The organism is Staphylococcus marylandisciuri, assembly GCF_025519785.1.
GTDB classification, from domain to species: domain Bacteria; phylum Bacillota; class Bacilli; order Staphylococcales; family Staphylococcaceae; genus Staphylococcus; species Staphylococcus marylandisciuri.
Genome location: NZ_JAOPKZ010000007.1, coordinates 115,466 through 125,697, shown reverse-complemented (window position 1 = coordinate 125,697; position 10,232 = coordinate 115,466). Strand labels below are relative to the sequence as shown.

Here is a 10,232-nt window from a genome sequence, read left to right as displayed (position 1 = left end):
TGACTACGGATTTAAAATCCAAGAGACCGCACGATCTACTTCTCTCTTTAACTATAAAAAATAGCTATGAAAAAATCTATCGTCATAGATTTCTTCATAGCTAATCTTAGTATGTTTTCTCTCTAGTCAAAGACCGTAATGTCCCAGCCTCTTCTTTAATTTGAGAAATGTTTAAATTTGAAACTACGCTTGATCCGATGGAATAGTTCACTTCGAGGATATGACTATAAACTAAAGAACCTTAATATAATAAATATGTTATGCTGAAAGTACTTTAAATTAAGAAACGATAATGGCAATCACATCTTTTAGTCACTCCAAAATTATATGAAATTACAGGCTAATCACGACTGTCTCTTTACATATTAGTGACAGTTAATAAAATTTAATAGTTTAACTAAGTCTTAAGTCCTAGTTTATGATACAATTTAATGGAAGCAAATTTAATGATTAATAATATCACAAGTAAGTAAAATGTGACTTTTTGTTTTGGTTTTTAGGTTGAAATCAGATAGTAAAAATTATAAAATTCTTTATGAGTCTTTAAGAATTCACGGTGTTTATCGTGATTCGAAATATACATAAAAACGCATAGTGACGGTGTTTTAAACCGTTCGAATATTATGAGTGATAGGGCGATAGAGCGTTTAAGTTAGTTGGTCGGGATAGTTTAGATTAGAACGATATGATTAAGTATACGCACTTTAATGTAGCTCAGTACAAGGTTGTAAATGATTATAGTTGGCTCTTGAAATTTAGCTTTTCTAGGGCCATTTTCTAATTGAAAGTGAGGTGGACATCGTGGAGCAGTTTTACCAATTAGGATGGACATTGGACTCTGCTGGAGGCGCATCTGGGGAAGCTTACATGGCTGAACAAGATGGACAAAAACTGTTTTTGAAACGCAATTCAAATCCCTTTATAGCGGCTTTATCAGCGGAAGGAATTGTACCCAAACTTGTGTGGACAAAAAGAATAGAAACAGGTGAGGTAGTAACTGCTCAACACTGGAAGAATGGTCGTGAACTCACTTTCTCAGAAATGCCGCAAACTAGAGTGATTAGTTTATTAAAGAAAATTCATAGTTCAAAGACGCTACTTAATATGTTGAAGCGCATGGAGATGGAACCGATTACGCCAGAAATCATGTTAAGTAAGATCAACGCATCGTTGTCTAAAGAAGTTTGGACGCACCACGTAGTGAGAAAGGCACTTAACTATTTAGAAAATAATATGCCACAGCTAGATCCGCGATTTTTTACAGTAGTACATGGTGACGTCAATCACAACAATTGGTTATTATCTGATCATGATGAATTGTTTTTGGTAGATTGGGAAGATGCGATGATTGCGGATCCAGCTATAGATATAGGCATGTTGCTATACAACTATGTGCCTGAATCTCAATGGACGAATTGGTTAGAGCACTATGGCGTCAATGAAACAATTGATTTACAAAAACGAATGAAGTGGTATACAGTTACGCAATCAATAGCAGTGATACAGTGGTACGAAGATCAGAAACGTTTTAAGGATATGAATACGTGGCTAACATTTCTGAACCAAATTATGAAACATAATGTGTTTATTTGAGGAGAATTATTCATGAGAATGCGCTATAAACCTTGGGCGGATGATTATCTTAAAGAGCATCAAGATATTGTAGATATCGATGGCACGCATGCTAAAAAAATGGGTCAATGGTTTGAGAAAACACAACCGATATATATTGAAATTGGGTCAGGTAGAGGTCAATTTATTACTACCATTGCAGCTCAACATCCTGAGATCAACTTTGTTGCAATTGAAAGAGAGAAGAATGTAATGGTTAACATTCTACGTGACGTCCTCGATCACAGTATTACGAATTTAAAACTAATTTGTAATGATGCAGTGGAGTTGACTGAGTATTTTAATTCACATGAAGTTGATCGCATTTATTTGAACTTTTCTGATCCTTGGCCTAAGCGCAGACATACAAAACGTCGACTCACATACCCTACTTTTTTAGCGATATATAAAGAAATTTTAAAAGGTGAAGGAGAAATCCATTTCAAAACAGATAACCGTGGTTTATTCGCTTACAGTCTAGAAAGTATGTCTCAATTCGGCATGTATTTTACTAAGATTAATCTTAATCTACACGAGGAAGATGACGAAGATAATATCGAAACAGAGTATGAACGTAAATTTGCTGATAAAGGATCACGCATTTATCGTATGGAAGCAAAATTTCACGGGCACTAAGGGTGGGTATGAATCTATAAGAGATTCAGACTCACTCTTTTTGCATATCGCATTTTACCCAATACAATCTTTATATTAATATAGATTTAACTCATTATAAAAAAGAGGGGATATTATGAAAGTTGGACAGTTCACAATTAATTACTTAGATGGAGGCTACACACATATGGACGGAGGCGCTATCTTCGGTGTAGTCCCCAAACCTTTGTGGTCGAGAAAAATAAATGCTAATGAAAAGAACCAAATACCTCAGCCCACGCATCCTATACTCATTCAAACGAAAGATAAAAATATAATTATTGATACGGGAATTGGAAATGGCAAACTGACAGAAAAGCAATTACGTAATTATGGAGTGAGTAATGAAAGTCATCTTGAAGATAGTCTACAAGACTATAATTTAACTGCTGCTGACATCGATATAGTATTGATGACTCACATGCACTTTGATCACGCCACAGGGTTAACAAATGAAGAAGGAGAAGCTGTTTTTCCGAATGCCACACATTATATTCAGTCTGATGAGTGGGACGAATTTCTAAACCCTAATATAAGAAGTAAAGCTACTTATTGGTCAATAAATCAAGGTAATTATAAAGATAAAGTTGTCGAATATAAAGATGAAATATCACCTTATCCTGGTATTACTATGAAACACACTGGCGGCCATAGTAACGGACATAGTATCATAACGATAGAAAGTGAAAACGATAAAGCTGTACACATGGCAGATATCTTCCCAACCCACGCTCATCAAAATTCACTATGGGTCACAGCTTATGATGATTACCCGATGGATTCTATCAGTGAGAAGGAGAAGTACATTCACCAATTTATTAAAGAAAATTATTGGTTTTTATATTATCATGATCCTAAATATTTTGCTGTTAAATTCGACTCAAGTGATGAAAAGATTATTGAAGATTTTATCACCCGTAATATTTAAGGAAAATTGTACGTCTAGAGGTTAGGTGTTAATGTTTATGAATATAGAAAAAGCTAGAACTTTACAACGCATAAAAAAATTAACTGAATTACACGGCGCTCCCGGGTTCGAAGCAGATGTAAAGGAATATTTAATTGAGGAGATGTCACCCTACGTGGATGAGTTTGTCTACAATCGTCTAGGTGGTTTTTATGGGGTGAAAAAATCTAAGAAAAGCAATGCGAGACGTGTAATGGTAGCCGCTCATATGGATGAGATAGGGTTTATGCTGACACATATTACAGAAAATGGTATGCTGCAGTTTACTAGTTTAGGTGGTGTGGCACCTGATATTTGGCAAGGTCAAAGACTTAAAGTGAAAACTCGTTTTAATATAGAGTTTACAGGCGTTGTAGCCAATATACCTAAGCATTTTCGAACAGGGAGTGAAGGCACACCAAAGATTGAAGATTTAATGCTAGATATAGGTGAAACTTCTGATAAAGCAGTTCGTGATAGAGGTATTGAAATAGGAGATTCTATAGTGCCTGACACTATATTAACGCAACTTAGTGAATACCGATATACAGCTAAAGCCTGGGACAATCGTTACGGCTGCTTAATAGGAATAGAAATATTAGAGCTATTAAAAGATGTTGAGCTTGATGTAGACCTCTACGTAGGGGCTAATACTCAAGAAGAAGTTGGTTTAAGAGGAGCTCGTCCTTCTGTTGAGTTAATAGATCCTGACTTAGCTTTCGTAGTAGATTGTTCGCCTGCTAATGATATTAAAGGTCAACAACAACTTTCTGGAGAAATTGGGAAAGGAACACTAATTCGAATTAAAGATGGCACGATGCTTTTATCATCAAATTTCAGAGATTATTTGTTAGATCTCGTTAAAAATTATGATATAGCTCATCAATATTATATATCGCCTGGTGGTACTGATGGTGGAGAGATCCATAAGGCTAATATCGGTGTGCCTACTGCCGTAATAGGCGTATGTGCTCGTTATATCCACAGTACAGAATCAGTTTTTGATTTGAGAGATTATGAAGCGGCTCGAGAATTATTGTTACGATCTATCACTCATCTTAATGAAGATATAATCCACTTTTTACAGTACAATCGATAAGGAGTTTTTAATTAGACAAATACTTCAATGTGAATAAGACTTTAAGGGATTAACTCAAGGCGGACGGTGTTTATGTTCACAGCAAATTGATGTCCTGATTGTAAAGTTATCGAGCCTGATTTACCACAGCTAAAAAGTAAATATGAGGAAATAACGTTCATATCTGTAGATAGAGAGGACGGGACAAAAGCGTTTAGGTTTTGAGCAGGGGGCACCAACACAAAGAAACTGGTTCATCAGTTTCCACCAGCAATGCGAGTTGGGGTGGGGCCCCAACAAAGAGAAACTGATAAATCAGTTTCCACAAGCACAGCGAGTTGGGGTAGGGCCCCAACAAAGAGAAACTGGGACATAATGTAATGTCTCAACCTCTTGTACAGAGCTTAACATTATGGGCATACCTAGTTTTCTAGTGTACGACAATGGAGAATTGATCGTTAGATACATAGGAAAAGAACGAAAGTCTATCCAGCAAATCGACCAATTTATTGCTCAAAGCTTCAAGAAATAATGGATAATCGGTATAGTAATTATTTAAAATTAATGCCCTTAACGTGCACTTTTTTTCTGTTCGTAAGGGTTTATTTATTGTAAACTGAATAAAGAAACGCTTAGAGGAGTGTTAATAATGAATGTCTTTCAAATGAGAGATAAACTCAAAGCACGCTTAAAGCATTTAAATGTAAAATATAGTTTCAATCGCGAAGAAGAAACTTTACGTATATATCGCTCAGATAATCATAAAGGTGTAACGATCAAACTTCAGTCTATTGTTGCGAAGTATAATGAGCAAAAAGATGAGATAGTCGATGAAGTTGTCTATTACGTTGAAGAAGCTATTTCACAAATGGGAGACAATAATCTTAACGATTTAGATGATATCAAAGTTATGCCTGTATTAAGAGCGCCTAGTTTTCAAAAAGAAAATAGTGAAGGAAACGAACTCGTTTATGAACAGCATACTGCCGAGACGAATATATATTATGCACTTGATTTAGGGAAATCTTACAAACTTATAGATGAAACCATGTTGAAAGAACTAGGTGTTACACGACAACAGTTAAAAGAAATGGCTTTATTTAATGTAAGAAAGCTAAAAAATCCTTATAAAACTGATGAAGTGAAGGGTAATTTATTTTACTTTATTAATTCTAATGATGGCTACGATGCTAGTCGGATCCTAAATACGAAATTATTAAATGATTTCGAAGAACAATGCGAAGGTGAGATGCTTGTAGCTATTCCACACCAAGATGTGTTAATCGTAGCTGATATTAGAAACCAAACGGGCTATGACGTCATGGCTCATTTAACGATGGAATTCTTTACTAAAGGTCTTGTCCCTATCACTTCATTATCTCTAGGATATGAAAATGGGCATTTTGAGCCTATATTTATCTTAGGTAAAAATAATAAACAAAAACGGGACCCGAATGTAATACAAAGATTAGAAGCAACACGCAAACAATATAACAATAAAGATCGAGATTAAGGAGTATATATAGTATGAATTTATTCTATAATCCACAAGGAGTAGGGGACGTAGCCTTTCTTCAAATCGAACCAGTAGAAGGAAATTTGGAATATCAACAACATGGTGATGTCATTAGCATAACTAAAGACGGACGTATAGTTGGTTTTAATTTCTTCAATGTTAACGATATAGATTTCAATGGCAACGGACACATTAAACTTAATGAATCTATTATAAAAGGATTGCAACAAAAAATAGATGACGCACAAATCAATTACAAGCTTGACACTGATTTGTCCCCGAGCTTTGTAGTAGGCTATGTTATTGAAAAAGAAAAACATCCTAATGCTGATAAATTAAGTATAGTTAAAGTTGATGTCGGTGATGACACATTACAGATTGTTTGTGGTGCGCCAAATATTGATAAAGCACAAAAGGTGGTAGTAGCTAAAGTGGGTGCTGTTATGCCTAGTGGTATGGTGATTAAAAACGCCGAATTACGTGGTGTAGCTAGTAGCGGAATGATTTGCTCAATGAAAGAACTTAACTTGCCAGACGCTCCTCAAGAAAAAGGGATTATGGTTCTATCTAATGACTACGAGATTGGCGCCCCATTTTTTAAAGAATAAAAGGAGGTAACTTTTAGTATGAGCTGGTTTGATAAATTATTTGGTGAAGAAGATTCAAATAATGACTATTTGAGTAGAAGAAATAAAAGACGTCAAAGTAACCAAAAAGAAAAGCAACATACATTGCTACCTCAAAATAATGATATTTACGATAGACCCAAAGGTAAATTCCGGTTCCCTATGAGAGTGTTAAACGAAGAAGAAATTTCTCAGAATGTCTCCGATGACGAGTTTTCTTCTAGTCAAGCCTCTGATAGCGAAGCCAATCTCTCTTTCAGTACGCGAAAAAAGAAACGCCATAGAAACAGGGGCTCAGCTGATGTATCTCAACAGCGCTTCAGTGAATATAACAAAGAATCATATGAACGCGACAGTAGTCCCCTCAGTTCACAAACTCAGCATCGTAAATCTGAATCACCACGTAAACAACGTATTCAAACTGATGTGTTACGTGCTGAAAGAAACAATCTTAAGAGTGATAAACGTAATTATGCCAGTAGAGATTTCAAAGCTTCAGAAGTGCCATCAGCTATATTTGGCACCCATAAGCCTAAACAACTTAAAAATGGCATGATACCGAGATCATATAATAAAACTGATGACGATAAGCAATCAGAAGAGAGCAATGATTCATCTCTTACGTCGCCGCTGGGCTCAACATCCTTCGATAAAGAAAAGAGAGATCAATCTACTACTAATCAATCAGGCTTCACTTTATCGAATGATAAACTTCAAACTAAGGATGCGCAAACCAGAGACAGAAATAAAGATAAAGCGGCATCATCTCATAACACTAAAAACCATAATAATATGGTAAGCCTCGAGAATTTTTACGCCTCTCAAATTGTTGAAGAAATACGGAGAGAGCGCGAGAGAAAAGTGTTACAGAAGCGGCAGTTTAAAAAAGCACTACAACAAAAACGTCATCAAGAGGATGATAAAGACGAAGTGCAGAAAGCAATTGATGAAATGTACGCTAATCAAGCTAAACGTTATTTAGGTGAAAGTTCTCTAGATATGCCTTACCAGTCGTCATCATCAGAAGTAGAGCATGCTGAAACAGATGAAGAACAAGAACCTACTACTTCGTCCAAGTATAATTATGAAGAAGTAGATCTAGATCAGATTCGTAACGTACATAACATCAATGATGATGAGGTAGTGGTAAATCATTCCGATTCCTCCTTAAATAGCGGTCAAAAAGAACAAGAATCATCGAAGCGTGATAATGAGGATCTCTCAGCTAATAGTGAACAACATCATATGGAGGGTGATCAACCACCTGAAGGTAGAAATGATTTTAAAGCGCAACATTCTACTTTAAATCAGAGCGCGAGTGATAACAACTCTTTAGATCAAGTGGACTTCCAACAAGAAGATGCGGTAGATAACGATGTTGAAGACGCAGCCTATCGGGATTTAAATACAAACGAGGACGCCTCTGAAACTAATGAAGATAAAGAGAGGATCAAACAGAAACAACCCGCTTCTCCCGATGATAAAGAGACGGTTGATATAGGGTTAGAAGATTCGACAGAGGATTTATCTTCAGAAGTTGAAAGGGAAGAACGTGAATCTTCTCATCAAAAAGAGAATGCGAATAACGTTGACCATATAGAGAATGAATTCAATTCTCAACAATCTACACATCAAGAAAGTATCTCAAACCCTCAGTCCAATGAGTATACACAATCTAAAGAAGACTCAACACAATCTAACAATTACAGTTCAAAACCTTCAGCAGACAACAAATCAGAAGTAGAAGCTAAGAATTCTAACCAATCATCAAAAACGAAAAGTAACTATAACAGTTCTCAAACTACACCTAAAAGTACTAAACCTTTCAACGTGTTGATGACTCCATCAGATCGCAAAAGACTTACACGTTCTCAAAATAGAAATAAAAGTAAGGTAGAGACACCACAGTTGAAGCCTGAAATGAAAGCACAAACTCAGTCCAATGAACGTTCTCATTCATCAGATGAGGAATCCTCGCATCTAGAAGAAGTTCAAAATAAGCCATCTCATGAAGAAAACAATGAAGAACGTTCTTCTCAGCGGCCACAAATAGAGACGAACAATAATGGTGATAGAGAATCACGGACATCTAAAGAAACTGTTGAAGCAGCGGTAGAAGGTTCAAAAAATAGCAGCTCCATCGATCAGACTAGAAGAGATGATCTAGGCGTTGAAACTGAAACACAATATCAACAGGCATCCAGATCTTTAAATCAATCTACTTATGAGCAATCTGATTCTGATAATGATGAGCTTCAATCACACACTGATGGTTCCACTTCGGAAGCAAGCGGAGTAAGTCAAACTAGTGACTCACATGTACCAGACAACAATAAAGAAACAGCGCACCATCATAACCGATTCGAAGATACGCATTCAAGTAGCACGACGATTAGAAAGGGGCCCAATTTAAACCTACCTAATATCAACTTGTTGGAAGAGCCTGAACAACATGAAATAGATGAAGCTTGGATTGAAGAAAAAAAAGAAGAACTAAATGATGCGTTCTATTACTTTAACGTGCCAGCTGAAGTCAAGCATGTGACAGAGGGGCCAAGTGTCACACGGTTTGAACTGTCGGTAGAAAAAGGCGTTAAAGTTTCACGAATCACTAATTTACAAGATGATATCAAGATGGCTCTAGCTGCCAAAGACATCAGAATAGAAGCGCCTATACCAGGAACGAGTCTGGTAGGAATAGAAGTGCCTAACCAATCTCCAACGAAAGTGAATTTACGTTCAATCATTGAATCAGATCAGTTTAAAAATGCGCATTCCAAGTTAACGGTAGCAATGGGATATCGCATCAATAATGAACCCTTATTAATGGATATAGCTAAAACGCCCCATGCTTTAATAGCCGGAGCAACGGGATCAGGTAAATCCGTATGTATAAATAGTATATTAATGTCTCTACTATATAAAAATCATCCTGAAGAATTACGCCTCCTACTTATTGACCCTAAAATGGTGGAACTGGCACCATACAATGATTTACCTCACTTAGTTTCGCCTGTAATTACCGATGTTAAAGCTGCGACGCAAAGTCTTAAATGGGCTGTAGACGAAATGGAACGTCGATATAAGTTATTTGCTCAATATCATGTGCGTAATATTACCGCGTTTAATAAAAAGGCAAGTTATGAGGAACGTTTACCTAAAATTGTCATCGTTATTGATGAATTAGCAGATTTAATGATGATGTCTCCTCAAGAAGTTGAGCAATCCATAGCTCGAATCGCTCAAAAAGCACGTGCTTGTGGAATTCATATGTTAGTCGCTACGCAGAGACCATCAGTTAATGTCATTACAGGTTTAATCAAAGCAAATATCCCAACTCGAATTGCGTTTATGGTATCATCTAGTGTGGATTCACGGACTATTCTTGATAGTGGTGGTGCTGAACGATTATTAGGTTATGGAGACATGCTTTATCTAGGTGGTGGAATGAACAAGCCTATTAGAGTACAAGGTACATTTGTCTCAGATGAAGAAATCGATGAGGTCGTTGAGTATATTAAAATGCAACGGGAACCAAATTATATATTTAAAGAACAAGAACTTCTTAAGAAGAAAGCAAATCAACCTAAAGACGAACTTTTTAAAGATGTTTGTCGCTTTATGGTTCAAGAAGGACATATCTCTACTTCTCTTATTCAAAGACACTTTCAAGTGGGATATAATCGAGCAGCTCGTATAGTTGATCAATTAGAGCAGCTAGGATTTATTTCTGAAGCGAACGGTTCAAAACCACGAGAAGTATATATAACCGAATCAGACTTAGAAGAGGATTAATCATTA

Annotated in this window: 7 protein-coding genes and 2 pseudogenes; all 9 read left to right on the top strand. The window is 36.3% G+C overall.

Annotation, left to right across the window (positions count from 1 at the left end; genetic code table 11):
• Positions 1 to 801: 801 nt before the first annotated feature.
• A complete protein-coding gene (locus N9R04_RS05580) occupies positions 802 to 1,593 on the top strand; it encodes a phosphotransferase family protein (protein WP_262855650.1) in 792 nt (263 codons plus the stop codon).
• A gap of 12 nt (positions 1,594 to 1,605) precedes the next feature.
• Entirely contained in the window at positions 1,606 to 2,247 is a 642-nt protein-coding gene (gene trmB, locus N9R04_RS05575) for a tRNA (guanosine(46)-N7)-methyltransferase TrmB (RefSeq protein ID WP_262855643.1), read from the top strand.
• 115 nt (positions 2,248 to 2,362) lie between these two features.
• Positions 2,363 to 3,193: a YtnP family quorum-quenching lactonase gene (locus N9R04_RS05570; RefSeq protein WP_262855640.1), complete on the top strand. Its 831-nt coding sequence runs from the start codon at positions 2,363 to 2,365 to the stop codon at positions 3,191 to 3,193.
• Positions 3,194 to 3,230: 37 nt separating this feature from the next.
• Entirely contained in the window at positions 3,231 to 4,310 is a 1,080-nt protein-coding gene (locus tag N9R04_RS05565) for a M42 family metallopeptidase (protein ID WP_262855636.1), read from the top strand.
• A gap of 72 nt (positions 4,311 to 4,382) precedes the next feature.
• A pseudogene (locus N9R04_RS11540) lies at positions 4,383 to 4,490 on the top strand (thioredoxin family protein); the annotation flags it as partial.
• 193 nt (positions 4,491 to 4,683) lie between these two features.
• Positions 4,684 to 4,821: pseudogene (locus tag N9R04_RS05560) on the top strand (thioredoxin domain-containing protein); the annotation flags it as partial.
• A gap of 117 nt (positions 4,822 to 4,938) precedes the next feature.
• Positions 4,939 to 5,802, top strand: coding sequence for a DUF1444 domain-containing protein (locus tag N9R04_RS05555; RefSeq protein WP_262855633.1), 864 nt, complete (start codon positions 4,939 to 4,941; stop codon positions 5,800 to 5,802).
• A gap of 14 nt (positions 5,803 to 5,816) precedes the next feature.
• Positions 5,817 to 6,413 (top strand): YtpR family tRNA-binding protein, encoded by a 597-nt coding sequence (gene ytpR / locus N9R04_RS05550; protein ID WP_262855630.1) that lies wholly within the window; start codon positions 5,817 to 5,819, stop codon positions 6,411 to 6,413.
• An 18-nt stretch (positions 6,414 to 6,431) separates the two neighbouring features.
• Positions 6,432 to 10,226 carry a DNA translocase FtsK gene (locus N9R04_RS05545; RefSeq protein WP_262855625.1) on the top strand — a complete coding sequence of 1,265 codons (3,795 nt, stop codon included), beginning with the start codon at positions 6,432 to 6,434 and terminating at the stop codon, positions 10,224 to 10,226.
• The last annotated feature ends 6 nt before the right edge of the window (positions 10,227 to 10,232 follow it).